Consider the following 25,904-nt stretch of genomic DNA (forward strand, 5'->3'; position numbering starts at 1 on the left):
TATATAATAGACACCCGTTCTATGCCGAAAGGTCTATCAAGTGACTGCGCACATATACAGCTATAAGCGAATTTCTAGCCGTACCCAAAAGGAAGGAACGGGTATAGATAGGCAAGAGGCCCTCATCAGTGAGTACCTTGCTAATCACAAGCTTGAATTGACCCGCGAATTTATCGATCTTGGCATATCAGGCTTTCGAGGCAAGAACGCCCGTACAGGAGCTTTGCGAGAATTTTTAGACCTGATTGCTACTGGTGTTATCAAAGCCAATGACGTGTTGCTGGTCGAGAATTTCGACCGTCTCACACGTATGAATGGCATTGATGCAACGAAGCTGGTTGTTGATATTTTATCGGCAAAAATCATCATCGTTACTCTCTCTGATAATCAAATTTATGATTACAGACAAGAGGACCATTCAAGTATTTTATTCAAAATAAATTTTGTGTTGAGCCGTGCCAATGAAGAAAGCCGTATCAAAAGAAATAGGTCTTTGGGTGCGTGGGCGAGAAAACATAACGAAGCAAAATTATCGAATAAGGTGATGACAAAAAGATTGCCTTACTGGATTAGGTTTGACGATGAAACTGAAACATTAAAACTTGATTCTAATAGGGCTGATGAAGTCAGAAAGATTTTTGACTTATTGGAAATTTATGGATGTGCAAGAACAGCTAATGAAATTAATAAAACGCCTGCCGACAAGAAATGGACTTTGATAGCAGTTCGGCATTTGTCTCGCGCTAAATCTGTTTACGGGTGTCTTGAAATTTACAAGACAAAATCAGAAAGCGGGGAAAGTGTAGATTATGAAGAGCTGGAAAATTATTATCCCGCAGTAATTTCAAAAGAACGTTTCTTTAATCTACAAACAAAACTAAACATTCGAACCGAAACCCACGAAAAAATTGGTAGAGAAAGCAAAGGGTTTAGGAATATTTTTAAGGGTGTTATTTTTTGTGAGCATTGCTCCACTGCGCTCCATCAGAACTTTACCAAGCGAAAAGGTAAAGAATATATGTATTTGATTTGCGCGAAAAGTTTGGTGGGTGCATGTCCTGCAGGTCGTAAAATCTTCATCCCGTATAATTATATCGTGGAACCGTTTTTACTTTATTACAAAAATTATGGGCTAGAAAAAATCATTAGAAAATCTGGTGACGTACAAAGTCTTGTCGAAAGTCGAAACGCCTATAATGCTGAAATTGAAGACAAACAGAACACGATTGAGAAAATTGTTGAAAGCATCGAACTAAATGGCGGGGATATTCCGAAAATCCTTTTGACGCGTATTAGGAAAATTGAAGCCGAGATTAGTGCGTTGAATACTAAACGCGACTTGGTAGATATTGAAATAGCAAAAATCAATATTTATGTCGAGGTTGAGCAAGCCATTAGCAGGGCTGACATTGACGAGTTGCTGGATAGTGAAGAAGGGCGAATCAGGTTCAATATGCTTTTGAAAGAAAGCCAAGTACAAATCAGAGTTTTAAAACGCTTTGAAGATAGTGCGCCATTTGAGGGGCAAGACTTTAAAGACGAACATAAAATGAGTGAGGTCGTAATTAACAATAAAGCGAAGGGTTTTGGGGTGAGTTATTACTTTGATAGAAAGCACGCTATGTTGGCCGGTGGTAATTACTACTTTTATACAAAAAAACTTGTGGGTGGGTGGAAGAATGATTTTACATTGCCGTTGGGTTCACGGGCTGATTTTAATTAGCGAGGATTCGCCCGGAAACGCCGCATAGGCGCGGGCGCAGTATCTGGGCGTGAGTAACCCACCTTGACCCGTAGGGTCAATCAGTACGGGTTAATCAACAAGCAGGGCTAGCCAAACAGCTTTTAATGCTTTTGCTTTTCTGCTCCACCGGGTGGGGTACGGGAGATTAAAAGAGTAATAAAGTGAACCTGGATAAAAACCGGGCTTCTGAATGCTATAATTAAACAATAATAAAAAACATCCCACATGGAAGATTTCTTTAAATTCTCGTTAGTGTTGGCCTTACTATGCATTGCGGTAAAAGCCGGCTACTTTGAAAACGCAAGCAATGTACCAGTAGGTACTGTTATTGAAACTAAAGTATCAGCGAAAGACAGGCTAACTGACAAAGAAAGAAAAGAGTCTATAAGAGCTTTTCAAAAGGCTGCTAACGACTGTAAAAATAAAGACTCATTTGATGAGCGTGGTAGTACATTGCTACAGACAAGCCACTCATTTAATTTTAAGAACGGGACCTGTGAGGAAGCAAAAACATTATGGACGTTAAAGGACGAAGATTTTTGGAGGGAACCTGAATATATTAGCAAGGGTGTTACTGTAAAAAGCTACTCTCTACCAACAAATCCTTATTTCTAAAATTAGTCGAGGGGCTGTACTTCTTGAACGGTGATACCCTAACGCAATGTATAGCCGAGCCGTTAGGCTAATGCTTTTGATTTTGCTCTTCTTGGATAATTCTAAAACAACTCTCACAAAATAGGTAAAAGCCATATAACAAAAGGGTGGGGATGCCTAATTCAAACAATCGTTTAATTTTAGGATAGAAAAAAAGAGCCGAAGCTCTTGTGTTTTTCTTGCAAATGTTAAGATGTAGTTACTACACAAACAACTTAACAATGATTTACAATAACAGCATACCATTTTATTTTCAGCGCGCAATATCAAAAGAACAAAATAAAGAAAGTTTCCTCAATAAATTGCACGCCCATATTGAGGCTAAAAAGCTAACTGACAAAATATCCACTTTCAACCAAGGTGGTTTCGATTACAAAAAAACCTTAGAAAAACTTCAGTCGGATTCAAAGCCGGTCCATGCAAGTAGCAAACTTGTATCTAACCTTCAAGAAGTGTGTACGTCTTTCTATGAAATGGAAGTGCTCGTAAGCACCCAAGAGTTAAGCACAGCAAATCAAAGAAATCATTTACGATACTCCGAGCGTATACCATCATTCAGGCAATGGGATAGAGACGCAGTTTGTCTTGCCCTTGTAATTAACAAGCTATTTTTGCATATAACAAAAAGCACGAAAAAGACTAGCCAGGTTATTGAGCTTTCAAAGTGTAAAATCACTCGTCAAGAGCTACTAAATATTGAGTTAATCAAAGGTGTTAAAGTTCGAGACTTGAAGGCGAGCGGCACTATATTAGACAAGCTCGACAAATATTATGAAGATGAGGACTTTATTTATGAGTTTGATTTGAACTTGTGTCGTAACGACGAAAGCAGACGGTTCAACGGTTTTCAAAAACACAAAAGAATAATAAGAAAAGTCAGGATTAGAGAAAATGAGCTTATACAACTTTCCAATAAAGCTATTGGCTCGCATAACAGCTATTGCAGTAATGTCGCTCTTGAATATCGCAAGTATGTCGATGAGTGTCAGGCTGACTATCTCAAAAACTCTTATATACAATATGGCGATGATGAAAAAACACAAAAGCCATTGGCTGATGTAGTAATGACTCCTGAACGACGTGTTGCAGAACTATACTCCTGTGTGAAAAATATGGAGCTTGTTGCAGAGCAAAGAAAATATGTATGTTTATTTCTAACTGCGACTTGCCCAGCTTCATTTCACGCAAACCCAAAATTTGGAAAAAATACGTGGGATGGTTCAACTCCACGCCAAGCGTCAGATTATTTGAGTAAAAAGATAGACCAATTGAGTAAGGCTCGCAATCGTTACGAGCTTAATGATTTTGGGCTTTGGACGAAAGAATTACACAAAGACCAGTGTCCGCACTTGCACGCACTATTATTTGTTTGCCCCACAAAAGTCGATAATTTAATACTGCATTTAAATAGAATCTTCAAGCATTCAGAAAAGTCTACGACTATCGAAATAATATCTGCTGAACAAGCTCAAAAGCACGGTAAGAAAAGAGCATCAGCATCTTCTTATGTTATGAAATATCTAATCAAAGCAATACAGAACCCTGACAGCGAATCGTTGAAAGTAAAGGCTGGATGTATGGTTTGGGGGATAAGGCGCTATGGATTTTTCGGAGTTGAACGAGCAATATCAGTTTGGCGAAAATTTAATCGCTTCGTAAAAATGGAAGAGTGGCAAATAAAGCTTGAACTTAAACACCCCGTTTTTAGAAAATTAGCATCCCTGAGAAAAGAGTTAAAATTTTTAGATTTTTGTAAGGTCGCAAAAGAGCGGCTGGAATGGATTACAGAGCTTAAAATTGTTGAGCGTCTATACGACTTTGAAGAAATGGTTGTTTCTAATGTTGGGTTGAGGGTCGTAGGGTCTAATATAGAATTAGCGACGAAGATAGATTGTTCAATAATTTACAAAGACAAACCCTAAAATTTAGGGCTTATGTACTTTTAATGGTTGCAGTGGGTCAAGTCCCACTTCCCCTTGCCTGGTTAATTTTTCTAACAGTTTTTTATCAGTCTCTTGATTGTCGAATATTTTTTCTGCCTTTGATTTTGTTTTCTTATCAGTAGACTTTACGGTTATTTCCTTTTCAGGCTTTTCATGTCTTTCAGTTTCAAGAGCTTCAATATTTTCTGGTTTTGAATGGCTTGGGAATAAATCAGAGAATGAAACTGGTGCTTTCAATAAATCATCGATCTCGAGGTTTTCTTTTTTCAGTGCATTTATATGAAGTTCAAGAAGCTTGATTTTTGCTTTTGGGTATTTTTCTTGATTGGCTTTGACACGTTCGAAAAGTGCAGACAAGTCAGATTTTGAAGGTTGATAATTAGAAACTTCTAAACCCATCATTGCAGATACCAGCCACGTTTTACGTTTAAAATCTTGCGAGCCGGTTAGGTAGAATGGTCCTCTATTACCTTGTTCAAGCAACGCTTGAATCCCCGCCTTAATGCTTATCTCGTTAGGGTTAGTAAAAGAAACACTATTGTCATTGACTGTAAAACTGGTTTTGTACTTCTCATTCTTGCTTGTGTAGTTCACTCCATCCGAAGTCTGAAATTTTGTATAAAGGCTTTCACGGCGGTTAGGTAGTGGTTTCGGGTCTGGTCCTGGACTCGAAGAGATTTCACCTAACTCATCGTGCGGTAATGGCGACTCGTAACGTAGGATTAATTCGGAAATCCCATTTTCATCGACCTTGTATTTTTCAATTAGTTTGCTCATTTGAAAACCGATGGAACTTGGCTTTATCGACGTTGAAGCTTTGCTTATGTAATAGCCTGAAAGCTTGCTAGGGTCAGTTTTGCTCTTATTGGCACGAATAGTAAACCCATCGGCAATCATCGCCTTGAACAACGCCTGCGGCGTCTGGGCGCTGGAAAGGAGACCTTTCAGTTCGCGCTTATATTTCTTCTCATCAGACTCTTGCCCGGTACGACTCTCGTACTGTTTAGAAGCATAATTTAGCCTCGTTGGGTTGGATGTGTTCCGGCTTTCAGATATTTGCTCATTTTTGAGCGAATATTTCTTTTCGAGTTTTTTGGCTAGGTCTTCTAAACCACGATAATTATCTTTTTTGTAAAATGGCTTGTTATCGAAATCCCTATTTTCCATAACCAAATGCAAGTGAGGATTGGCTGTGTCTCTATGAACAGCAAGCAAGAAATTACGATTATCACCGAAGTGACGTTTAATTAATTCATTGCCGATGAGTAGCAATTTGTCGTCTGAAATATCTTTGTGTTGTTCCTCAAACGAAACTATATAATGCATTTCATTGCTTTTCTGTTTTGCCGTTAACCGGCTATTAAAATCGGATTCGATAAACTTCGCTGATTCATTAATATTGCCCATATTGACTGGAATATTGCCACCGATGCGTGTGGCTTTATTTAAAACATACTTGGCAAGATTTTTGGTATTGGGCCGAATGCGTGGAACTTCTTTAATTAACATTTTTTCAACCCAGTATCATTTCAATTAGGTCACTGCTACCGTCCATGAGTTTGTCATTAATCATATCAATTCTTGGCATGAAATATTCTAGCGTCTCTTTTAGTTGGGATTCTTTTTTTGAGCCTTCAAGAACATACCTGTTGATATAATCGCAAATTTTAATTAACCCATCATTATGAGTAAACGAAACATTAGGGTTTGAAAATATGGCTTGATAAACGGAGAACTCACTCAAGAACTTATAAAGTTGACTGGAAAAGGATTTATCTTTTTCATCAAGCGTTAATAGCTTTCTTTGGTAAAGCGAAAATTCTTCTTGTGAAAAACTAATCGTATATTGCTTTTCTCGTTTTGAAAGCTGGTCAATAAATAAAGGGTGATTTATCGTTGCTTCGACGTCTGGTTTTTTTGAGGTTTGAACTGCAAATGACTCAAAAAGCAGCGGCTTTATATTTACTCTGACTTCCATTATCTTGTTAATAGCGTTGCTGATTAGCTTTTTTAACGCTGGGTCTTCGGTTTCAATCCTGTTTAAATTTGTATGAAGATTTACAATCAGCTGATTATATTTTCTAAAATCCACAGCATTTGTGTTCTTTGAAATTACGACGTAGCTGCGGTCATTTAAAAAATGCTGCTTGAATGCATTTGATAGAGAGAATTTTGTGGATGATATTTGATTGTATTCTTTTCTCAACTGCTCAATAACGATTGAGTTTATCTCGGTTAGGCGCGTGCTTAATTTATATTTACTCATAATGAATTTATTGGTTATGAGTATATAATAGCATTTTATATTTCATTGCTGGTTTGTTAGATGTTGGTTTTGCTTTGCTTTTAGATACGACCCTTGTGGGAGTAGATTTGCCCCCGTAATGACCAATAGGGAATGAGTGGGGCAAGCATAAACAACCGAACGACGATAGTCGTGATGGTTTTTTATTCTGCTTGCTTCTTTTGATTTCGATTAAAATTAGACTCCCTGACAAAGCAGAATTTTAATTCTGTTTTGTCAGGGATGTAGTTACTGAAGATTAGTACTGTCAAGAAGCGCCTGATATTGGTCAGGGTCTTTTTGCTTCATTGTGTCAAGCACGAAATTTGCCAGTTTGGTAATTTCGGGAACATCAAGAGGTCTCATACTTCTATCGAATATTTCTTCCAAATGCGATAGCTCGTTATTGACTCTATTTGCCAAGCTTGTGGCTATTTGGTCTCCTCCAAAAAAAGCCTTTAACTTTTCATCGTTAGATTTGTTATTCGGAAACTTGTAAAATAGATAAGCTTCAAGGAATTTTCTGAGATTGTTCCCGAAGTTATAAAATGATTCGTGCCCGATTTCTATAGCTGTCGAGTTAGCACAGGCATGTACCTGGCTGAACAAATAGTTAAATTCAGTAACGTACTGCTTCAGATACTTGGGCATCAATTTCAAATGACTTACATCATTTGAGCGCTCAAGTATAAAATACTCACAGTCAATTTTGGGCTTGGGGGAATTATCCATCGGTTTGGATAGTTTTTTAAGGTACTTCAAGAAGTCTAAATTATGAGTCGAGATGAAAAGCTGACTATACTTATAGGTGTTTTTTTGATTCGGTATCTTTATTGGGCTTGCAAGTACGTGCTCTATGAGACTATAGACGAAGAAGATATGGTTGCTGTCCAAGCTTGAGATTGGGTCATCAATCCATACGATAAGTTCTTTTCCCTGCGTTTCAACGTCCTCTAATTTCGCAATAAAGTAGCAGAAAGCGACGAGACTGCACTCTCCTTCACTGAGATTTTCCGCAGGTAAATCACCACGGAATATTTTAAAGTTTATTTCTGTTACCGCTTCATTATCTAACGCTGACAGTTTTAATCCGGTATGACCAAAGTGGTTTTCGAGGTAGTGATTGACGCGCTCCGCTCCTCTTCTTTCGTCTTTGAGTTTATTCTTTAATGCCTGAATATCTTTTTCAAGCTGAAGTATTTCTGTGCTTGTCTTGCTTTTGGTTTCGGCTTTTGAAGTGACCTCGCCATTAAGGTCATCTATCGCGTTAAGCTCTTTTTTATAGGATATATCGGTTACAAATTTTGAAACTTCGTCGAGACGCAATATGGTTCTTGCGGTTGATTGGTCATTGTCTAGAGTTTCCGTTTTCTTGTTGTGTTTTGTTACCAACTCCGATACAGAACTATAAATTGCACCTATGTCTAAATCTTCCGGCATTAACGAGGGTGTGGGGAATGTGCGGAAAATATCGTTAAGGCGCAACGATAATACAGTAGTAATTAATAGTAAGTTGTCGTCATATTGCTTAATGCCCTCTAAAAACTGCTCATTTAGGGCTGAAAATTCTTCATGGTAGGTGCTATAAAAATCTAACTGCTTTATCGGCAGCGATTTAGGTAACTGCTCTCGCTCTGTATTGACTCTATCTAAAAGCGCTTGGATGTCAGTCCGCAAGCTGTCGGACTCTTTACTAAAGTGCGCGTCTAATTTTGCCCATAGGTCTGCCGGTATCGGACTACCACAAAAGGCACAGGTTGACCGAACATTTTTATGGCTTTCAATTCCCTCACGAACCCACTTTTGCAATAAAGCATCATTGATTAAGTCCTGAATGCTTTGTGTTGGCTTAACTTCCTTTTCAAGCAAGAGCCGAGCTTCCGCCAAGAACGTGTTTCTTTTATCGGTAAATTTTTCACCAAAAACTATTTCGGGTTTTGCTTGGTCATTCAATAACGTAATGAATTCAGCTTGTTGTTCGGGCGTAAGGTTTGGCTGTGGCTTCTTATCCAGAGCGGTAATATCAGCCTTGATGTTAGTAATCGTATACGTGAATTGCCTATAGTTCGGATTTGTTTTTATAGGCCCGTTGGCTTTGTCACGAAGTTTGCTATCTAATCCAGTTTGTGCTGTTTTCACTCGGCCTTGAACTGCCGCTAAATTTTCTGACTCTATTTTTAGTCGATTACGCAGACTACCAATAGTATCTTCTGTTCCGAGCAGACTCTCCTTTTCTTCAATTTCTTTTTCGAGCGTAATGTTTTCATCACCTAACACAGCGAATGGTTTTATACTCCCGTCAGGATTTGAAAGCCATCGAAGATTATCGTCAACAAAGTCTTTGTTGTACACTCTGACGCTGTATTGGCAAGTATCTAAATTTTGCTGGTTTAGTAGTTCAGGCCCTTCATGTGAGAAGCTGTACTCTGCATTTTGATATTTATCATGCTTCTTTTTTAATTCTAGGCTTCGAACGATTCTTGAAAGACTTGTTTTCCCGGAATAATTTCGGCCATAGATAATGTTCAGCTTTTTAAATTTACCTATGGTCCTACCTTCATCCCTGACTGAAACGTCCCAGTCAAACTCCTTGAAGACAGCGAAATTCTTAATTTTATTGATTTTTGTGAACACAGCCCGCTCCTTGTGCTTGTCGATGGTGGCAGATTGCTTGCCCTCTACAATCTGGCACACACGGGGGGCTAATTGAAGAACAAACATTTTTTGTTTTGTCTGTTAAGTCGCTAGTAAATCGCCGCTTCGGGCAAACCAACCATCGTTAATGACGGCAAACCGTTGGCCAGATGGACTTCTACGGTAACGGCGGGCGCATCCACGCCAATCTGGGCGCGGCTGTGGACGATGGAGAGGGACATGGTCGTTCCTTGAGCTTTTTACGGGGGCCGCTTCCTGCGGGTTTTTGAAGGGTAGACGGGGGCGATGGATTTGGGGCGTGGTTATGCAGGCAAACTTTCACTGGATGTTGCGGACACGGAGCGGGTCGTTGCGAGGCACAAAAAAACCGCCATTCAGACGGTTTTTTTTTAAGAAACGGTATTTAGTTTCTTCCACCAGCCAACCAACCACTTGGTTCAAGTTCTTTGCCGCGCGCGATGGCGACTTCAATAAAGCGTCGTTGATTAGCCGATAAATTCCCAGCCAAGCGACGTGCTTCGGCGTGAAACTCAGCAAGTTATAACAGCTTCGCCTTTCGCTTTTTGGGGCTCATGCATAACTCGTCTATCGAAAAGATCAGAGCGAAAAGGGTAAAGCAACGGGTGCGGAGTGATAAATCAGTCCGGAGAGCAGCTTTTTGTAGGACCGTGCCGAGATAGATGAAGGACGTCGGTGAAAGAGCGTGGGTGGGCTTGCCGTATGAAGGTTGCTGGTTATGATCTTGCTGAATGCAGCCGTAGGAGACATGAATGAACCGGATTGGGATGCGCCCGATTCATCCTGGTGAAATTCTCAGCGAGGAGTTTCTGAAACCAATGGGCGTTACAACCGCGGCGTTGGCTCGCTCGCTGAAGGAGCCTGAAGCTGAAGTGAGCAACGTTGTGAGACAGCAGAGCGGTGTCAGTGCTGGTCTGGCGAAGAAGCTATCCATGTTTTTGAATACCACGCCCGAATTCTGGCTGAATCTGCAATCGAGCTACGATCTTCGTAGCGCCGAAATCGAGCGTGGATGAGCGCTTAAAGCGAATGCAACGCTCGAGAAGCTTTTTTCCACCATGGAAGGTTGACCGGACGCTGCATCTGCTCGCCGCTCGGCAGCATATGTGGAACATCCTGCAACCGAATCCACGGTTGATTATTCCAATGCAACAGGCTCAGCGACATCTCAGGCCAGCTCAGCAGGCTCAGAATCGGGCGTTCGGTTGAGGTGGGTTGTTGGGCGTCTCTGAGGGCGGGGACTACGTCGTGGGTCAGCCATTCGCGCAGCGCCCGGTATTCGGGGCAGTAGTGGTAGACCAGTAGTGCGTAGACGCCGGATTCGCTGACCAGCAGGGTGTTTTCGATGGTGCCGTGGATGACGACTCGCGCGGATTGATGTTGATCGGGATCGAGTTTGCGGACGGCGCGTTCGTCGAGGAAAAGACGAAGCAGACGGCCTAAGTCTCGGGCGCTGAACCAAGGCTGGTTTTCGATCAAAAGGGCGTGGAGGTGGAGTTTGTGGCGGATGAAGACGTGAGGGATTAGATAGTTTTCTTCCATGGTGCAGCTCCCGGATGCGAATGAAGGAAACTGCCTCTAATCGTCGCCAAACGAAAAGGGTGGCAGCTTGCGCGGGTTGGCGAACCGGTGCATCCGGAAAAAACCGGCAGACCCGAAGGTCTCCCACGCAAAGCCGCCATAATTCGAGATGGGAATAGCTCCCTGGTTCGAACGTGGTCACGGTGCGTCGGATGCTGTCCAGGTCGCCAAACCCAGGGCTGAATATTCAGCTGAGGGTGAGCTTAGGAACCTGGGCGTCACGGCGCTATCGGACGGCGGTGGTGATCTTTGTAGGACGTTGCCGAGATGGTGACGGGGCCGAAGATCAAAAGATCGCAGCCTTCGGCAGCTCCTACAGGGGTGGTCTGTCCAGTGTGGGATGGCTGGTAGACCGAGGCGACTCCATTCGCGGGCAAGCCCGCTCCCACAGGGATTGTGGTGTTACTCGGTAGGTGGATTGAGCTTTGCTTCCAGCTCTGCGACTTTCGCCTCAAGGCTTTCCAGCCGTGCCCGGGTCCGTGCCAGCACAACCATCTGGCTATCAAACTCTTCCCGGCTCACCAGGTCCAGCTTGCTGAAGCCGCTCTGCAACAGAGCCTTGAACTGGCTTTCGATTTCGCTTTTCGGCAGCGGGGTGTCGCCGCTGAAGAGGCGCGAGGCGGTGCCGCTCAGGGCATCGAGGAAGTCTTTGGGTGCGAGCATGGGAAATGTCCTGTCAACAATGGCGGGCAGTGTATCACGCAGTGTCTATAGTCAATCCCGACCGCTGACTGTGCACGCTTTTCGCGCATGCGGACGGACGGCATCGCACTGTTGTTGTGCGTAACGCGGCAGCAGTTGCGGCGAAGTGGTTGGCATCTGCTGCCAAGGGCTTGAAAACAGAGAGTTTTGTGGAGATGGCAAGCTTTCTGCTTAGTCAGTAGTAACCCATGCACTGATGCAGTCGCTGTGACGAATGCAGTGCGCCAAGCGGAACGGGGGAAGTGTTTCGTGCGGAGTGGTTAGCAGGCGTCGGACGGGCAGGTAAGGCCGACGATGCGTTACAAAGCCAGGCACTGCGCTTAGACTTGAGTCGGGTTTGTTTTCCTGGGGCAAGTCCACCAATTCGGGAGAGAGTTTTCATGAAGCTAGTCACTGCCATCATCAAGCCGTTCAAACTGGACGACGTACGCGAGTCGCTGTCCGAGATCGGCGTGCAGGGCATTACCGTTACTGAAGTCAAAGGCTTCGGTCGGCAGAAGGGTCACACCGAGCTGTATCGCGGCGCGGAATATGTGGTCGATTTCCTGCCAAAGGTGAAGATCGATGTCGCCATTGACGACAAGGATCTTGACCGGGTTATCGAGGCGATAACCAAGGCGGCCAACACCGGCAAGATCGGTGACGGCAAGATCTTCGTGGTCAATCTGGAACAGGCGATTCGCATCCGTACCGGCGAAACCGATACCGACGCAATCTAAGCCGCCACAAACCCAACGCCCCAGGAGAAAACAATATGACTCTGCGTAAATTCGCAGGGCTAGGAGCCCTGTTGTCCCTCGTAATGCCCGGCTTGGCTATGGCGGCAGACGAAGTGGCGGCCCCAGTCCTCAACTCCGGCGACACTGCCTGGATGATGACCTCGACAGCCCTCGTGCTGTTCATGACCATTCCCGGTCTCGCGCTGTTCTACGGCGGCATGGTTCGCTCCAAAAACATTCTTTCCGTGATGATGCAGTGCTTCGCCATTACCGGCCTGATCAGCATCCTGTGGGTCATTTATGGCTACAGCGTCGCGTTCGACACCACCGGCATGGAACAGGGCGTCATCAACTTCAACTCGTTCTTCGGTGGCATGGGCAAGGCATTCCTCGCCGGTGTTACGCCAGCGAGCCTGACCGGCCCTGCGGCGTTGTTCCCTGAAGCGGTGTTCGTCACCTTCCAGATGACGTTCGCCATCATTACCCCCGCGCTGATCGTCGGTGCCTTCGCCGAGCGGATGAAGTTCTCCGCCATGCTGATCTTCATGGGCGTCTGGTTCACCCTGGTTTATGCACCAATCGCGCACATGGTCTGGTCCGGTAACGGCGGCCTGTTGTGGGACTGGGGCGTGCTGGACTTCGCCGGTGGCACCGTGGTGCACATCAACGCCGGTGTGGCCGGTCTGATTGCCTGCCTGGTACTGGGCAAGCGCAAAGGTTTCCCGACTACCCCGATGGCGCCGCACAACCTCGGTTACACCCTGATGGGCGCTGCAATGCTGTGGGTCGGCTGGTTCGGCTTCAACGCCGGTTCCGCTGCTGCGGCCAACGGCACTGCCGGTATGGCGATGCTGGTGACCCAGATCGCAACCGCCGCCGCTGCATTGGGCTGGATGTTCGCCGAATGGATCACGCACGGCAAACCAAGTGCTTTGGGTATTGCTTCGGGTGTTGTGGCCGGTCTGGTTGCAATCACTCCAGCCGCTGGCACCGTGGGCCCGATGGGGGCTCTGGTCATCGGTCTGGCAGCCGGCGTGGTGTGCTTCTTCTGCGCCACCACCCTGAAACGCAAACTCGGCTATGACGACTCCCTGGACGCCTTCGGTGTACACGGTATCGGCGGTATTCTCGGCGCGATCCTGACCGGTGTCTTCGCTGCACCGTCGCTGGGTGGCTTCGGCACCGTCACCGACATCGCCGCACAAGTCTGGATTCAGTGCAAAGGCGTGGGCTTCACGGTGATCTACACCGCGATCGTCACTTTCATCATTCTCAAGGTGCTGGACGCTGTCATGGGGCTGCGTATCACCGAAGAAGAAGAGGCTGTCGGCATCGATCTGGCACTCCACAACGAACGCGGCTACAACTTGTAAGCACGCGCACAAAAAATTTGCCCGGCTTGCCGGGCATTTTTTTGTCTGAAGTTTGTCAGTGAAGGAACTGCTGAAAGGTTTTTTCGTACACGTTTAGTGGCGTTTACGACGGGCGTTTTTCTGCGGCCAATGGCTTACATGATAGAAGGAATATTAGGGCCTTTGTTTTTTCCCAGAGCGCGCTAGAATGCGCCCCGAACGTGCGGAGAACTGTATGTGGCAACAGACTCTGATTACCCTGCGGGCGAGGCCCCGGGGCTTTCATCTGGTAACGGACGAGTTACTCGCCGGCCTGCCTGAACTCAAGGCATGTCGGGTCGGTCTGTTGCATTTGTGGCTGCAGCATACCTCGGCGTCGTTGACCATCAACGAGAACGCCGATCCGGCGGTACGTCGCGACTTCGAACGATTTTTCAATCGTCTGATCCCACAAGGAGCAGACGGCTATGAGCATAACGACGAAGGCCTGGACGACCTCCCGGCGCACTTCAAGGCCAGCGTACTTGGCTGTCAGCTCAGTTTGCCGATTTCGGCAGGCCGACTGGCGCTGGGAACCTGGCAAGGCGTTTATCTGGGCGAGCACCGTGATTTTGGCGGTGCCCGTAAAGTCCTCGCCACCGTGCACGGTGAAGAGGCATAAACCGCTGGTTACCAGCGTTTGTAGAATTTTTTCCGGCGGCCTTCGACAGACGGCGAAGCTGGGCTATAACTAATCTGCTTTTCGCAAGTCATGAGGTAGAACATGAGCGACGATGATCTGGAAAACGACGACCTCGAAGTAGGCGACGACGACGAAACCGAAGAAGGTCTGGAAACAGCAGCGGAAGACGTTGCTGACGACGATGGCGGTGAAGCGCCCGTTCCGACCGCCAAAGGCAAAGCCAAGGCTGCGGTATCGGTCGATGAGCTGCCGAGCGTCGAAGCGAAAAACAAGGAGCGCGATGCCCTGGCCAAGGCCATGGAAGAGTTCCTGGCCAAGGGCGGCAAGGTGCAGGAAGTGGAGGCCAATGTGGTCGCCGATCCGCCCAAGAAGCCTGATAACAAGTACGGCAGCCGGCCTATCTAAGGCCGCCGCTTGCTTGCTGAAAAAGCCCGCCGTCGCTGCGGGCTTTTTCATGGGTGAATAAAACGCGTGGATGTGGTGCGAGTCAATGTGGGAGCGGGCTTGCTCGCGAAAGCGGTATGTCAGTCAAAGTGGAGTCGACTGACACGGCCCCTTCGCGAGCAAGCCCGCTCCCACAGGGGTTATATGTGAATTCAGGATCAGTGTTGGGCGTTCCAGAGGGCCAACAACGCCGGCAACTCGCTCAGGCTGCGAATCTCGGCATCCGGTGCCTTCTCGGCTTCCCACACCTTGCCCGCCGGGTTAAACCAGATCGCCCGCAATCCCGCCTGCTGGGCGCCGGCAATGTCATCACCCGGATGATCGCCGATATGCACGGCCGTTTCGGCCGTCGCACCACCGCGTTGCAACGCCTCATGAAACAGTCGCGCATCCGGCTTGCCGATGCCGATGTCTTCGGCACACAAGGCAAACTTGAAGTAGTCCGCCAGCCCTAAGCGGCGCACATCGGCGTTGCCATTGGTGACCACGCCGAGGGCGTAGTGATTGGCCAGAGTCTCGAGGGTCGGTTGCACCTCCGGGAAGATTTCCAGCTGATGCCGCGCATGCAGAAACACTTCAAAACTCTGATCGGCCAGGTCTGAGGCCTGACCCTGGTCGTAACCGGCCTCTTCCAGCGCATGGAACAAGACTTGGCGGCGCAGGGCGCTGATGCGGTGCTTGAGGCCCGGCTCACTGCTCAGGATCCGCTCGCGAATCGCCCACAAATGCTCCACCGGCACGGCGCCCAGATTCGGTGCATGCTCGGTCAGCCATTCACGCAGTACGGCTTCGGCGCTGACGATCACCGGGGCGGTATCCCACAGGGTGTCGTCGAGGTCGAAGGTGATCAATTGAATGCTCATGACTCATCGCCTTTGATGCGTTTGGCCCGTGGATGGGCGCTGTCGTAAACCGTCGCCAGGTGCTGGAAGTCCAGGTGGGTGTAGATCTGGGTGGTTTTGATGTCCGAGTGGCCGAGCAATTCCTGAACCGCCCGCAGGTCCTGGGACGATTCCAGCAAATGGCTGGCGAACGAGTGTCGCAGCATGTGCGGATGCAGGTTCTGCCCCAGCTCGCGCTCGCCAGCGGCTTTAACCCGCACTTGGATCGCCCGTGGGCCGAGGCGCCGGCCTTGCTGGCTGACAAACACCGCGTCGTCCGCCGGGTTGGTCATGGCCCGTAGCGGCAGCCACAACTCCAGCGCTTCGCGAGCTTTTTTGCCGACCGGCAGCAGTCGGGTCTTGCTGCCCTTGCCGAGCACTTGAACCATGCCGTCGGCCAGGTCCAACTGATCCAGATTGAGCCCGGTCAGCTCCGACAGCCGCAAACCCGAGGAATAGAACAGCTCCAGAATCGCCTGATCCCGACGCGCCAGAAAATCATCTTCCACCGCGCCCTCAAGCAGTTGCAGCGCACGGTCGGTGTCGAGGGTTTTTGGCAGCCGAAGCTCGCCTTTCGGTGGCGCCAGGCCGTTGGCCGGGTCGTGGTCGCAGAGGCCTTCGCGGTTCAGATAATGATAGAGCCCGCGCACCGCCGACAGCAGCCGCGCCAGGCTGCGCGACGATTGGCCTTGTGAATGCAGGCGAGCGATCAGGCTGCGCAGGCGCTGAATGTCCAGGGCCGCCCAACTGCTGATGTTCTGTTTGACACACCAGCCCAGCACTTTGTCGAGGTCACGACGGTAGGCGTACAGCGTGTGAGGCGACACCTGCCGCTCACTGCGCAGGTGTTCGCAGTAAGCGTCCAGTTGCCGTTCCACGATCAGCGTACCGAGCGCAGGGAGGTGTTGACCCGTGGCAGCACGCGGCCCATGACTTCGGCGATGTAGCTGAGGAACAGCGTGCCCACCGAACTCTTGTAGTGCTGCGGGTCACGGCTGGCGATGGCCAGGACGCCGTGGATGCCCTGGTAGCTGATGGCGACGACGGCGGTGGAGCCGATCTGCTTGCGCTGTTCTTCGCCGAACAGGAAGTCCAGTTCGTGTTCACGCAAGCTGCCGCTGACGCTTTTGTCTTCCGAGAGCAAACCGCCGATGGCCGTTTGCGCGTCGGCATGGGTCACCCAGCGGCCTACCGGCATCGGGTTGTCACCCAGCAGAATCAGGCTGACGAAAGGCACCTGGAAGTCCTGGCGCAGACTGTCTTCGACGCTGATTACCACGTCTTCCAGGCTGGTGGCGTCCATCAGCGCGAGAATCAGGCGGCGGGTCTTGTCGAAGAGGCGGTCGTTGTCGCGGGCGACGTCCATCAAGTGCGAGAGGCGATGGCGCAACTCGATATTGCGGTCGCGCAGGATGGTCATCTGGCGTTCGACCAGCGAAATGGTGTCGCCGCGCTGGTGCGGAATGCGCAAGGTCGCGAGCAGGTCTTCATGCTTGACGAAGAAATCCGGATGAGCCTCCAGGTACGCGGCAATCGCCGCCGCCTCAAGGCTTTCGGAAGGGGATTCGTCGGGCTGTAGGGCGGGAACCTGGGGCTTATCTTTCATGGATTCGACTCTCTCAAAGACGCACTTGTCCTTCATAAACGCGCACTGCCGGGCCGGTCATCATGACCGGTTGGCCAGGGCCTGCCCATTCAATGGACAAACGCCCGCCGGGCAGGTCGATCAATAGTGGCGAATCCATCCACCCCTGGCTGATCGCGGCCACTGCAGCAGCGCAAGCGCCGGTTCCGCACGCCTGGGTTTCCCCAGTCCCGCGTTCCCAGACGCGCAGTTGCGCGCGGCTCCGGTCGATGACCTGGAGAAAACCGACATTGACCCGCGCCGGGAAGCGCGGATGGTTTTCGATTTTCGGCCCCAGTTCATGCACCGGTGCATTGTTGATGTCGCTGACCCGCAGCACGGCATGGGGGTTGCCCATGGACACGGCGGCCAGGTCGACCAGGGTGCCGTCGACGTCAACCTGATAGCTCGTGGCCTGCTCCGGCGCTTCAAATGGAATCTCGGCCGGCACCAGGCGCGGTGCGCCCATGTTGACACCGATTTGTCCGTCGCTGCGGATATCCAGTTCGATGATGCCGCTTTTGGTCTCGACGCGGATCTGCCGCTTCGCGGTCAGGCGCTTGTCGAGCACGAAGCGAGCGAAGCAGCGCGCACCGTTGCCGCACTGTTCCACTTCGGAGCCGTCGGCGTTGAAGATCCTGTAGCGGAAATCCACGTCCGGGTTGCTGGGCGCTTCGACGATCAGCAACTGGTCGAAACCGATACCCGTATGCCGATCGCCCCATTGCTTGGCGTGTTTGGGCAGGATGTGCGCATGCTGGCTGACCAGGTCGAGGACCATGAAGTCATTGCCCAAGCCGTGCATCTTGGTAAAACGCAGCAGCATGGTTTTACTCCGGCAGCAGGCTTTCGCCAGCAAACAACTCGGCTACCGTCTCACGGCGACGCACTTCAAATGCCTGATCACCGTCCACCAACACTTCAGCGGCACGGCCGCGGGTGTTGTAGTTGGAACTCATGACAAACCCGTAGGCACCGGCCGAATGCACGGCCAGCAAGTCGCCTTCTTCCAGGGCCAGCTGACGATCCTTGGCCAGGAAGTCGCCGGTCTCGCAGATCGGGCCGACGATGTCGTAGGCGCGAGCCGCGGTGGTGCGCGGGCGCACAGCGGTGACGTCCATCCAGGCCTGGTACAGCGCCGGGCGGATCAGGTCGTTCATGGCCGCGTCGACGATGGCGAAGTCTTTGTGCTCGGTGTGCTTGAGGTATTCGACCTGAGTCAGCAGCACGCCGGCGTTGGCGACGATGAAGCGGCCCGGCTCGAACACCAGCGCCAGGTCACGACCGTCGAGACGCTCGCGCACAGCTTTGATGTAGTCGGCAGCCAATGGCGGCTCTTCATCGCGATAACGCACGCCCAAACCACCACCGAGATCGATGTGGCGCAGGTAAATGCCGCAATCGCCGAGGCGGTCGACCAGGCCCAGCAGGCGGTCGAGGGCGTCGATGAATGGCGGCAGGGTGGTCAGTTGCGAGCCGATGTGGCAATCGACACCGACCACTTCCAGGTTTGGCAGTTGTGCGGCGCGGATGTACACGTCTTCGGCGTCGGCGATGGCGATGCCGAACTTGTTCTCTTTAAGACCGGTAGAAATGTACGGATGGGTGCCGGCGTCGACGTCCGGGTTCACGCGCAGCGAGATCGGCGCGCGAACGCCCAGCTCGGCGGCGACCACTTGCAGACGTTCCAGCTCATCGGTGGATTCGACGTTGAAGCAATGCACGCCGACTTCCAGGGCACGACGCATGTCGTCACGGGTCTTGCCGACACCGGAGAACACGATCTTGTCGGCGCTGCCGCCAGCGGCCAGTACACGTTCCAGCTCACCACGGGAGACGATGTCGAAACCGGCGCCCAGACGCGCCAGGACATTCAGTACACCCAGGTTGGAGTTGGCCTTGACCGCAAAGCAGACCAGGTGCGGCATGCCGGCCAGCGCATCGGCGTAAGCCAGGTACTGGGCTTCGATGTGCGCACGGGAGTAGACGTAGGTCGGTGTGCCAAAGCGTTCGGCGATGGCGGACAGGGCAACACCTTCCGCAAACAGCTCGCCGTCACGGTAGTTAAAAGCGTCCATGGCGTTCCCTTATTGGTAGACGTCGTGCTTGTGTGCTTTCGACGGAGACTTCTGCGATGACTGGGCCTGCTCGGCAGGGTCCTGAGAATCGTCAGGCAGGTACAGCGGGCCTTTTTGACCACAGGCCGACACAAGGCAGGCAACCGCGACGAGCGCAGCAAGGGAAGAGATCAGGCGCTTCATGGCGAAATCCTTGAAAATGCGTTAATTGCGCCGGAGTATACCGGCCACCCGGCAGCTTGCCTATGCGACGGGGCTCCCGTCCGGCGGGGCTATGTGGTGAGGGGATTTATCCCCGTTCGGCTGCGCAGCAGTCGCAAGCATTCACGCTTAACCTTGAACTGCTGGGGCTGCTGCGCAACCCAACGGGGATAAATCCCCTCACCACAAAGGCTCGCTCCCACAGGTGTACCTATATCGGCCCTTGGTCGTTATCCTTTGCAATCACCGGGGCTCGCCCGTATCTTGCGGCGCTTGAGCGTGAGTAGACACTTTTTGAGGTTCCCGCAATGAGTTTGACTGAAGCCCGTTTCCACGATCTGGTCGATGCCACCCAGCAGACGCTGGAGGATATTTTTGACGAGTGTGACCTGGATATCGATCTGGAGAGCTCGGCCGGTGTGCTCACCGTCAAGTTCGAAAACGGCAGCCAGTTGATTTTCAGCCGCCAGGAACCGCTGCGGCAGCTATGGCTGGCAGCCGTGTCCGGCGGGTTCCACTTCGATTACGACGAAGAAAGCAAGCGTTGGATGTGTGACAAGAGCGACGAACAACTCGGCGAGATGCTCGAGCGCATCGTCAAGCAGCAAGCTGACGCCGAGCTCGATTTCGAAGGTCTGTGAGATCGTGACCGAGCCTGCGCCCGTTCGTGCGCCCAAACCGCTCTACAGCAATGTCAGCCCGGCGGTGGCTTCACCGTGCAGCGGCGTGTGTCGGCTGGATGAACAGAAGGTCTGCCTTGGGTGTTTTCGCCATGTCGAAGACATCCGCGAATGGCGCTCGGCCGATGACGATCGGCGTCGTGTCATTTGCGCCCAGGCCCTTCAGCGTAAATCCTGCGCCTGACCCAAAACCCTTGTGGGAGCGGGCTTGCTCGCGAATGCAGTGCATCAGTCGATATCAACGTTGACTGACATACCGCATTCGCGAGCAAGCCCGCTCCCACAAAGGCAATTTCCTCCGGTCAGTACCAAGGTCGCCCCTCACTTGTATATTTATTGAGCTGTGATAGTGTCGAGAAACGCCTCAACCCATCGAGGCTCGTGAAAACCCCGCCTTTTTCTGGCGGGGTTTTGCTTTTTCTGTGCAGAAGAAAGGAGTCTGCCCAAATCATGACCGCACCTTCAATCACCCTTACCCGTCTGGACGTGCAACGTCTGGAGCGCCTGATCGACAGCCTGGATGACACGCTGCCGGGCGTTATCGCGCTGCAAACCGAACTGGATCGCGCCGATACCCTGGTCGGTCACGATGAAGTACCCGCCGATGTCGTGACCATGAATTCCCGTGTGCATTGCCGCGAAGAAGGCAGCGGCAAGGACTATCACCTGACGCTGGTTTATCCGAAGGATGCCAACGCCGACGAAGGCAAGATTTCCATTCTGGCGCCAGTGGGCAGCGCGCTGCTCGGCCTGAAGGTGGGTCAGCACATCGACTGGCCAGCACCGGGCGGCAAGACGCTCAAACTCACCCTGCTGGAAGTTGAATGGCAGCCGGCCGAGGGCGGTCACTTTCCGGAATAAGCTCGTCAGACCTGCTCGAGCGCCTCGTTCAATGCGCGCTCCAGGTCAGCCTTGTAGCGCAAATACAAAATGCTTGAACTCTGACCATCACCGAGCAGGCCCGACAGGTCCAGGTCGGTGATGTAGCAGCGATAGCGTTCGGTTTCACGGCGCTGCTCGACGATTTCCCGGGCGACCACGTTGAACAGTCGGTCGCCATGCTCCAGCTCTGAAAATTCCCGCTGATTGCAATACAACGTGACCTGCGCCTGTCCCGGCGCGGCTTTGCCGACAATCGCCTGCACGTCGTAGAACGGTTTGTTGACCGGGGTTTGCGGCGCTGGCCGAGCTTCGACCCGACGCGCCCGTACAGGGCCGGAGGGCAGCAGTTGGTAATACAAGGTGTCCAGGCTCAACGGCTGGGCGACGTCCATCGCCAGCAAGGCGTCGCGCCGGTACTGGATCGATTGCAGGAAACGTTGCAGCGGCACCAGCAGGCTTTGCTCGTCGTGGTAGGGCAAGCGCTGTTGCCACAGGGCATTGAATTCATCCAGCACGTACAGGTCGGCGTGGTATTCGTTGATCCGGTAGAACACCTGAATGCAATCGGGCTGACCCATCGGCAGGACCAGCGCCAGGTCGTGGTCTTCCAGTGCCATCGGGTCCAGGTGCAGCGGGCTGTAGCTTGCCCGCTCTTCTGCGAGGTAATCGACCAGCGCCGGCAGCGTGGCGAGGGCGACATGATTGACCTGGCCGGGCACCAGTTCCAGCACGTGGTAGTGCTGCTGGACCTGAATCAGGTAGCGATGATTGAGTTTGCTCAACAGCAGGTTCTGCGCGGTGTCGAGGATCTCTTCAACCCGCTGGGCGATGAACTGCGCGCGGTTGTGGCAGAAGCACCGAACCCGCAACGTGGGTTGTTGTAGCCCGCCGGGCAGGTTGTTGAGGTAATCGCGCACGCAGTCGAGCAGCGCGTGAGGGCCGTCGAAGCGGCTGACCAGCACTTCGTTCCAACTGTTGAGTGTGACCTGATCCAGGGTCAGTACCAGGTTTTCCCGGACGCCGGCGTAACTCAGGGAATCGGTGCGCTCGGTGGTCATCAGGATGTTCAGGTCGCGGTGGTGCTTGAGTGGATCGACGCCTACGTTCACCAGAATCAGCACTTCGCTCGGCACGCTGGCGCGCAGTAACGGTTCTTCGGCGACGGTCGTCAGCGGCAGGACGATGCTCTGTTGCAGGCTGCCGAGCAGGTTGAACAGTTCGAACTCGCTCAGGTCGCTGGTGCCGGGATGCAAGGCCAGGCGAGTGCTGCTGTCGATCACGCCGTTGCGGTGACACCAGGTCAGCAGTTCCAGCAAGTGGCGGCTGCGCTTGATCGGTGCGAAATGCTCCCATTCGAGGGCCGTCAGGCTGCCGTTGTACAAACCCCACTGAGTTTGACCCAATTCTTTTTTGTTCGGCGCGTGCACCAGCGTGAGGGTGTCTTCGGCCAGATCCGGGGCGATGCCAGGGTTGATGAACTCGACTTTGTCGGCTTTGCGCTCGAAAGCTGCGTACAGCCGTCGACCCAGCACGTTGAGGTCGCGCTTGTTGATCAGGCTGACGGTTTGTTCGGTGCGGGCGAACTGGGTCAGGAAGCGATAGCTGTAATTGAGCTCCTTGACCAAGGCCCTGCGTTCAGAACCGACCTGGCGGACTTTCCACTGGCTGCGGCTGTCGAGCAGGGCCAGTTGACGATGATCCCACTGCCATTCGTGGGCCAGGCGTTTGAGCAACGAACGCTGCCAGCTCTGCGTGCGACTGCTGCTGCCGGTGAGTTTGCGATTGACCTTCAGGTATAACGCCCGGCGTACCAGCTCCAGGCGTTCCGGCTCGCCACGGGCGGTCAGGTATTCCTCGATACGCCGGTAAACCACGACGTATGGATCCAGCTCGTCAAGGTCAAGCCGATTGGCAAACACCGCTTGCTTGAAGCGCAGGCTCAGGCAATGGACCTTGGGGTGTTCGCTGGCGTAGACCTCGATCAGCAGCAGTTTGAGGACCGATTTGTAAGGCGACTCGATGCCCTTGAACAACTGCCAGAGCCCGGCACCGATAAATTCGCCAGGCGGGATATGGGCCAGATGCCCTAGGTCGAGGGTTTCATCGGCACGGATGAAGCGCTTGGACATCAGCGTGTGGGTGTAACGGTCGTAGCTCGCTTCTTCGTAGACGGGCACCAGCCACCAGATGGGCGTGCGTCCGGCCAGCCAGATCGCGGTGCGATAAAACTCATCAAGCAGCAGATAGTGCTGGGTGGTGCCGCAGTCTTCCGAGCTCAGTTGGGTATCACGTTCGCCGCGTACGAAACGGGTCGGGTCGATCAGGAAGTAATGCGCCTCGGCGCCCTGGCTGGCAGCCCAGGTTTCGAGAAGCTGGCATTTTTTGCGCAGTTCAGTGAGCTCGCTTTCGCTCAAGTCCGGCCCGTGGCAGACCCACACGTCCATGTCGCTTTGGTCGGCCTGGGCGAGGGTGCCGAGGCTGCCCATCAGGAACAGGCCGTGAATCGGTCGCGGCGGATTGCTGCCATGGCGAGGCTTATAGGAAAACGAGCGGGTCAGGCGCTGGGCTTCGGCGAGGGTGTTGGCGTCGGGTTCGTAATTCGACAGCCCGGCCGGCGTGCTGCCCGAAACGTACCCTGGCAACAGCGGGTGATTGACGTGAAAAAACAGCGGCAACAAGCTCAGCACCGCTTGCTGGCGGGTCGACAACCCTTCCATGGCGCGGGCCATACGGCCTTCATTGAGCTTCAGAAAACGTGCGCGCAGCTGGCTGAGAACCTTGCGGTCGATTCCCTCGTCCAGATCGGGGCGGATTTCATGGGTGCGGGTCATGTCAGCTCAAACCGGCTCGCGGGGCTCAGACGTGATTGTCTGCGGATGAGGGGCAGTTTAGCGCCTCGGCTCCAGGACTTTTAAGCTGATTTTGTTTTTCCGGCGTCAGTTTTTTATCGCGGGGCGACGGCTGGCAACAGGGCAGGTAACGAAATGTGCCCGCGGAAATCCCGTAGCAGGGGTTTCCGTGGGCGCTACGGTAATGCTCAGGCAGTTTCCCGGACGTTGAGAATGGTCAGAACGGTTTGCACATTTTGCGCGGCATCACGACCGAGGCTGGTCAGATAACCACCATCTGGCTGGGTGATCAATTCTTTGTCGAACAGTCTTTGGGCGGCGGCAATGGCTTTCGGGGCAGCGGTCTGATGAATTTTCAAACCTTCCTGGGAACTGTCCAGGTTGAAGAGTGCGAGGATTTCCAGTTCGGCAACCAACTCAGGGGTAAGCGACATAAGGACTCCAGACTTTCTAGGAATTGGACGACAGCGTCCCTAAGGTGATCCCACTCGGGCGGCATGTCCAGTGCTCGCGACAGGGTTTTTTCGCCTTGGGCAGCATTCCCCGGTGGGTGGTGCGGCAGCGGGGTGGGTTCAGTGTAGTCAGGGGCTGGAGGAAGGCGGGAGCGATTGGTGACAATTTGTGTTGGAGCCGATTCTGTGGCGAGGGAGTGGCCGTCTGTGGCGAGGGGATTTATCGAAACGTCGCACCGCCCCGTTCGGCTGCGAAGCAGTCGTAAACCATTACACACGGTATACCTGATACACCGAGTGCTATGGTTTTGGGGCGGCTTCGCCGCCCAACGGGGCGGTGCGACGTTTCGCTAAATCCCCTCGCCACAGGGGGCCTGCGGAATTACTTCTTTTCCGGCGGCAACTCTGGCAATGCACGCAACGCGGCTTCGTACCATTCGGTATTGAACGCGCGGTCTTCTTCGAGGATCGCGTCGATTTCCACTGCCAGAACGTGGGCCATCAGATTGAGGATTTCTTCACGTTCGTAACCCACCAATGTCAGCTTGTTGAAGGTCGCTTTGGCGGCGGGCGGGTTGTCGCTTTCGATCTGGTTTTCGATGGCTTCGACCAAGGTGTTTTCGGCGAATTCTTCTTCGTCGATCTCGATATCTGTTGGCTCGCTCATGGCAGGCTCCTCAAGTTAAGGCGGCCAGTTTACCTGCATTCAGCGCTGTGATGCTGCTGGCAAGAAACGTCGCGGCATTCTATAAAAGGCACCTGCCAACCCCGCACGGCCTGGAGGCTATGTGATGCTCAAGCTTTATGGATTTTCCGTCAGCAACTACTACAACATGGTCAAGCTGGCGCTGCTCGAGAAGGGACTGCCGTTTGAAGAGGTGCTGTTTCACCCGGGGCCGAGCCCCGAGGCATTAGCCATCAGCCCGCGCGGGAAGGTGCCGGTGCTGGGTGTCGAGCAGGGCTTCATCAACGAAACCAGTGTGATTCTCGAATACCTCGAACAAAGCCAGAAAGGCACGCCGCTGTTGCCGAGCGATCCCTATGAGCGGTCGCAGGTCCTGGCATTGGCCAAGGAAATCGAGCTGTACATCGAATTGCCGGGGCGTGCCTGCTATGCCGAAGCATTTTTCGGCATGACGGTGCCGGATGCGATCAAGGACAAGACCAAAGCCGAGTTGCTGCTGGGGTTTGCCTCACTGGGCAGGCACGGCAAGTTCGCCCCTTATGTGGCAGGTGATAGCCTGAGCATTGCGGATTTGTATTTCCTCTACAGCGTGCCGCTGGCCTGTGCGGTGGCGCAGAAGCTGTTTGACCTGGATTTGCTGGCTGAGATGCCGGCAGCCAAGGCGCTGCTGGAGCGTCTGGGGCAAAATCCGAATGTGCAGCGGATTGCGAAGGACAAGGAAGCGGCGATGCCAGCGTTTTTGGCGATGGTCGCGTCCAAGAAGTAGGTTTTTGCAGCGTTCTTGCGAATGTCAT

The 25,904-nt window shown here is 51.8% G+C and carries 26 protein-coding genes and 1 pseudogene; 12 read left to right on the forward strand and 15 right to left on the reverse strand.

Annotation, left to right across the window (positions count from 1 at the left end; translation table 11 throughout):
• Positions 1–40: 40 nt before the first annotated feature.
• From KGB03_RS08405 to KGB03_RS08415, 3 genes are all read left to right on the forward strand, one after another.
• On the forward strand, positions 41–1,723 hold the full coding sequence (locus tag KGB03_RS08405) for a recombinase family protein (RefSeq protein WP_223526790.1): 1,683 nt from the start codon (positions 41–43) through the stop codon (positions 1,721–1,723).
• A 246-nt stretch (positions 1,724–1,969) separates the two neighbouring features.
• Positions 1,970–2,359: a hypothetical protein gene (locus tag KGB03_RS08410; protein WP_223526791.1), complete on the forward strand. Its 390-nt coding sequence runs from the start codon at positions 1,970–1,972 to the stop codon at positions 2,357–2,359.
• 260 nt (positions 2,360–2,619) lie between these two features.
• Complete coding sequence (locus tag KGB03_RS08415; RefSeq protein WP_223526792.1) at positions 2,620–4,320, forward strand: replication endonuclease; 1,701 nt, start codon at positions 2,620–2,622, stop codon at positions 4,318–4,320.
• 3 nt (positions 4,321–4,323) lie between these two features.
• Here KGB03_RS08415 and KGB03_RS08420 read toward each other — a convergent pair whose 3' ends face one another.
• The 4 genes and pseudogenes from KGB03_RS08420 to KGB03_RS31090 form a co-directional block, all read right to left on the reverse strand.
• Complete coding sequence (locus KGB03_RS08420; protein ID WP_223526794.1) at positions 4,324–5,850, reverse strand: relaxase/mobilization nuclease domain-containing protein; 1,527 nt, start codon at positions 5,848–5,850, stop codon at positions 4,324–4,326.
• Between the two features lie 4 nt (positions 5,851–5,854).
• The gene (locus tag KGB03_RS08425; protein ID WP_223526795.1) at positions 5,855–6,607 is read right to left on the reverse strand and encodes a hypothetical protein; all 753 of its coding nucleotides are present in this window, start codon (positions 6,605–6,607) and stop codon (positions 5,855–5,857) included.
• Positions 6,608–6,874: 267 nt separating this feature from the next.
• Positions 6,875–9,346 (reverse strand): AAA family ATPase, encoded by a 2,472-nt coding sequence (locus tag KGB03_RS08430; protein WP_223526798.1) that lies wholly within the window; start codon positions 9,344–9,346, stop codon positions 6,875–6,877.
• 29 nt (positions 9,347–9,375) lie between these two features.
• A pseudogene (locus KGB03_RS31090) lies at positions 9,376–9,501 on the reverse strand (magnesium chelatase); the annotation flags it as partial.
• Positions 9,502–10,050: 549 nt separating this feature from the next.
• Here KGB03_RS31090 and KGB03_RS08435 point away from each other — a divergent pair.
• Positions 10,051–10,314, forward strand: a complete 264-nt coding sequence (locus KGB03_RS08435) for a HigA family addiction module antitoxin (protein ID WP_218536618.1) — start codon at positions 10,051–10,053, stop codon at positions 10,312–10,314.
• Positions 10,315–10,318: 4 nt separating this feature from the next.
• On the opposite strand, the gene KGB03_RS08440 is transcribed toward KGB03_RS08435, so the two are convergent.
• Together KGB03_RS08440 and KGB03_RS08445 are read right to left on the reverse strand one after the other, a co-directional pair.
• Positions 10,319–10,840 carry a Bro-N domain-containing protein gene (locus KGB03_RS08440; RefSeq protein WP_218536619.1) on the reverse strand — a complete coding sequence of 174 codons (522 nt, stop codon included), beginning with the start codon at positions 10,838–10,840 and terminating at the stop codon, positions 10,319–10,321.
• Positions 10,841–11,281: 441 nt separating this feature from the next.
• Positions 11,282–11,542: an accessory factor UbiK family protein gene (locus tag KGB03_RS08445; protein ID WP_008007559.1), complete on the reverse strand. Its 261-nt coding sequence runs from the start codon at positions 11,540–11,542 to the stop codon at positions 11,282–11,284.
• Between the two features lie 419 nt (positions 11,543–11,961).
• Here KGB03_RS08445 and glnK point away from each other — a divergent pair, with 419 nt between their 5' ends.
• The 4 genes from glnK (at position 11,962) to sutA (ending at position 14,739) form a co-directional block, all read left to right on the forward strand.
• A complete protein-coding gene (gene glnK, locus KGB03_RS08450; RefSeq protein WP_002555808.1) occupies positions 11,962–12,300 on the forward strand; it encodes a P-II family nitrogen regulator in 339 nt (112 codons plus the stop codon).
• A gap of 35 nt (positions 12,301–12,335) precedes the next feature.
• Positions 12,336–13,673 (forward strand): ammonium transporter, encoded by a 1,338-nt coding sequence (locus KGB03_RS08455; RefSeq protein WP_218536620.1) that lies wholly within the window; start codon positions 12,336–12,338, stop codon positions 13,671–13,673.
• Between the two features lie 214 nt (positions 13,674–13,887).
• On the forward strand, positions 13,888–14,313 hold the full coding sequence (locus KGB03_RS08460; RefSeq protein ID WP_111448318.1) for a secondary thiamine-phosphate synthase enzyme YjbQ: 426 nt from the start codon (positions 13,888–13,890) through the stop codon (positions 14,311–14,313).
• A gap of 102 nt (positions 14,314–14,415) precedes the next feature.
• Positions 14,416–14,739: a transcriptional regulator SutA gene (gene sutA, locus KGB03_RS08465; protein ID WP_008150253.1), complete on the forward strand. Its 324-nt coding sequence runs from the start codon at positions 14,416–14,418 to the stop codon at positions 14,737–14,739.
• A 197-nt stretch (positions 14,740–14,936) separates the two neighbouring features.
• On the opposite strand, the gene KGB03_RS08470 is transcribed toward sutA, so the two are convergent.
• From KGB03_RS08470 to lptM, 6 genes are read right to left on the reverse strand one after another with little or no spacing between them, the layout of a single operon-like run.
• The gene (locus KGB03_RS08470; protein ID WP_218536621.1) at positions 14,937–15,641 is read right to left on the reverse strand and encodes an HAD family hydrolase; all 705 of its coding nucleotides are present in this window, start codon (positions 15,639–15,641) and stop codon (positions 14,937–14,939) included.
• Positions 15,638–16,537, reverse strand: coding sequence for a tyrosine recombinase XerC (gene xerC / locus KGB03_RS08475; protein ID WP_223526799.1), 900 nt, complete (start codon positions 16,535–16,537; stop codon positions 15,638–15,640). Before xerC ends, KGB03_RS08470 begins: the two co-directional genes overlap by 4 nt.
• 2 nt (positions 16,538–16,539) lie before the next feature.
• Positions 16,540–17,265 carry a DUF484 family protein gene (locus KGB03_RS08480; protein ID WP_192408955.1) on the reverse strand — a complete coding sequence of 242 codons (726 nt, stop codon included), beginning with the start codon at positions 17,263–17,265 and terminating at the stop codon, positions 16,540–16,542.
• A gap of 13 nt (positions 17,266–17,278) precedes the next feature.
• The gene (gene dapF / locus KGB03_RS08485) at positions 17,279–18,109 is read right to left on the reverse strand and encodes a diaminopimelate epimerase (protein ID WP_046045083.1); all 831 of its coding nucleotides are present in this window, start codon (positions 18,107–18,109) and stop codon (positions 17,279–17,281) included.
• Positions 18,110–18,113: 4 nt separating this feature from the next.
• Entirely contained in the window at positions 18,114–19,361 is a 1,248-nt protein-coding gene (lysA, locus tag KGB03_RS08490) for a diaminopimelate decarboxylase (RefSeq protein WP_111448322.1), read from the reverse strand.
• 9 nt (positions 19,362–19,370) lie between these two features.
• Complete coding sequence (lptM, locus tag KGB03_RS08495; protein WP_033060682.1) at positions 19,371–19,544, reverse strand: LPS translocon maturation chaperone LptM; 174 nt, start codon at positions 19,542–19,544, stop codon at positions 19,371–19,373.
• 326 nt (positions 19,545–19,870) lie between these two features.
• On the opposite strand from lptM, the gene cyaY reads away from it, so the two are divergent.
• From cyaY to rnk, 3 genes are all read left to right on the forward strand, one after another.
• Entirely contained in the window at positions 19,871–20,203 is a 333-nt protein-coding gene (gene cyaY, locus KGB03_RS08500; protein WP_008150266.1) for an iron donor protein CyaY, read from the forward strand.
• A 4-nt stretch (positions 20,204–20,207) separates the two neighbouring features.
• Positions 20,208–20,426, forward strand: a complete 219-nt coding sequence (locus KGB03_RS08505) for a DUF1289 domain-containing protein (protein WP_111448323.1) — start codon at positions 20,208–20,210, stop codon at positions 20,424–20,426.
• Positions 20,427–20,692: 266 nt separating this feature from the next.
• On the forward strand, positions 20,693–21,103 hold the full coding sequence (gene rnk, locus KGB03_RS08510) for a nucleoside diphosphate kinase regulator (RefSeq protein WP_008150268.1): 411 nt from the start codon (positions 20,693–20,695) through the stop codon (positions 21,101–21,103).
• A gap of 5 nt (positions 21,104–21,108) precedes the next feature.
• Here rnk and KGB03_RS08515 read toward each other — a convergent pair whose 3' ends face one another.
• The 3 genes from KGB03_RS08515 to KGB03_RS08525 form a co-directional block, all read right to left on the reverse strand.
• A complete protein-coding gene (locus KGB03_RS08515; protein ID WP_223526800.1) occupies positions 21,109–23,955 on the reverse strand; it encodes a class I adenylate cyclase in 2,847 nt (948 codons plus the stop codon).
• 206 nt (positions 23,956–24,161) lie between these two features.
• Positions 24,162–24,407 carry a TIGR02647 family protein gene (locus tag KGB03_RS08520; protein ID WP_008150272.1) on the reverse strand — a complete coding sequence of 82 codons (246 nt, stop codon included), beginning with the start codon at positions 24,405–24,407 and terminating at the stop codon, positions 24,162–24,164.
• A gap of 400 nt (positions 24,408–24,807) precedes the next feature.
• Positions 24,808–25,092 carry a hypothetical protein gene (locus tag KGB03_RS08525; RefSeq protein WP_008150274.1) on the reverse strand — a complete coding sequence of 95 codons (285 nt, stop codon included), beginning with the start codon at positions 25,090–25,092 and terminating at the stop codon, positions 24,808–24,810.
• Positions 25,093–25,216: 124 nt separating this feature from the next.
• Here KGB03_RS08525 and KGB03_RS08530 point away from each other — a divergent pair, with 124 nt between their 5' ends.
• Positions 25,217–25,876 (forward strand): glutathione S-transferase family protein, encoded by a 660-nt coding sequence (locus tag KGB03_RS08530; protein ID WP_192408962.1) that lies wholly within the window; start codon positions 25,217–25,219, stop codon positions 25,874–25,876.
• The last annotated feature ends 28 nt before the right edge of the window (positions 25,877–25,904 follow it).

The sequence above is a fragment of the Pseudomonas sp. BF-B-26 genome (assembly GCF_019956495.1).
Taxonomy (GTDB): Bacteria; Pseudomonadota; Gammaproteobacteria; order Pseudomonadales; family Pseudomonadaceae; genus Aquipseudomonas.

Bases quoted from the DNA above. Each gene is read 5' to 3' on its own strand.
- KGB03_RS08410 (WP_223526791.1), top strand. From the start codon at position 1,970: ATGGAAGATTTCTTTAAATTCTCGTTAGTGTTGGCCTTACTATGCATT.
- KGB03_RS08415 (WP_223526792.1), top strand. From the start codon at position 2,620: ATGATTTACAATAACAGCATACCATTTTATTTTCAGCGCGCAATATCA.
- KGB03_RS08420 (WP_223526794.1), bottom strand. From the start codon at position 5,850: ATGTTAATTAAAGAAGTTCCACGCATTCGGCCCAATACCAAAAATCTT.
- KGB03_RS08425 (WP_223526795.1), bottom strand. From the start codon at position 6,607: ATGAGTAAATATAAATTAAGCACGCGCCTAACCGAGATAAACTCAATC.
- KGB03_RS08430 (WP_223526798.1), bottom strand. From the start codon at position 9,346: ATGTTTGTTCTTCAATTAGCCCCCCGTGTGTGCCAGATTGTAGAGGGC.
- KGB03_RS08435 (WP_218536618.1), top strand. From the start codon at position 10,051: ATGAACCGGATTGGGATGCGCCCGATTCATCCTGGTGAAATTCTCAGC.
- KGB03_RS08440 (WP_218536619.1), bottom strand. From the start codon at position 10,840: ATGGAAGAAAACTATCTAATCCCTCACGTCTTCATCCGCCACAAACTC.
- KGB03_RS08445 (WP_008007559.1), bottom strand. From the start codon at position 11,542: ATGCTCGCACCCAAAGACTTCCTCGATGCCCTGAGCGGCACCGCCTCG.
- glnK (WP_002555808.1), top strand. From the start codon at position 11,962: ATGAAGCTAGTCACTGCCATCATCAAGCCGTTCAAACTGGACGACGTA.
- KGB03_RS08455 (WP_218536620.1), top strand. From the start codon at position 12,336: ATGACTCTGCGTAAATTCGCAGGGCTAGGAGCCCTGTTGTCCCTCGTA.
- KGB03_RS08460 (WP_111448318.1), top strand. From the start codon at position 13,888: ATGTGGCAACAGACTCTGATTACCCTGCGGGCGAGGCCCCGGGGCTTT.
- sutA (WP_008150253.1), top strand. From the start codon at position 14,416: ATGAGCGACGATGATCTGGAAAACGACGACCTCGAAGTAGGCGACGAC.
- KGB03_RS08470 (WP_218536621.1), bottom strand. From the start codon at position 15,641: ATGAGCATTCAATTGATCACCTTCGACCTCGACGACACCCTGTGGGAT.
- KGB03_RS08480 (WP_192408955.1), bottom strand. From the start codon at position 17,265: ATGAAAGATAAGCCCCAGGTTCCCGCCCTACAGCCCGACGAATCCCCT.
- dapF (WP_046045083.1), bottom strand. From the start codon at position 18,109: ATGCTGCTGCGTTTTACCAAGATGCACGGCTTGGGCAATGACTTCATG.
- lysA (WP_111448322.1), bottom strand. From the start codon at position 19,361: ATGGACGCTTTTAACTACCGTGACGGCGAGCTGTTTGCGGAAGGTGTT.
- lptM (WP_033060682.1), bottom strand. From the start codon at position 19,544: ATGAAGCGCCTGATCTCTTCCCTTGCTGCGCTCGTCGCGGTTGCCTGC.
- cyaY (WP_008150266.1), top strand. From the start codon at position 19,871: ATGAGTTTGACTGAAGCCCGTTTCCACGATCTGGTCGATGCCACCCAG.
- rnk (WP_008150268.1), top strand. From the start codon at position 20,693: ATGACCGCACCTTCAATCACCCTTACCCGTCTGGACGTGCAACGTCTG.
- KGB03_RS08515 (WP_223526800.1), bottom strand. From the start codon at position 23,955: ATGACCCGCACCCATGAAATCCGCCCCGATCTGGACGAGGGAATCGAC.
- KGB03_RS08520 (WP_008150272.1), bottom strand. From the start codon at position 24,407: ATGTCGCTTACCCCTGAGTTGGTTGCCGAACTGGAAATCCTCGCACTC.
- KGB03_RS08525 (WP_008150274.1), bottom strand. From the start codon at position 25,092: ATGAGCGAGCCAACAGATATCGAGATCGACGAAGAAGAATTCGCCGAA.
- KGB03_RS08530 (WP_192408962.1), top strand. From the start codon at position 25,217: ATGCTCAAGCTTTATGGATTTTCCGTCAGCAACTACTACAACATGGTC.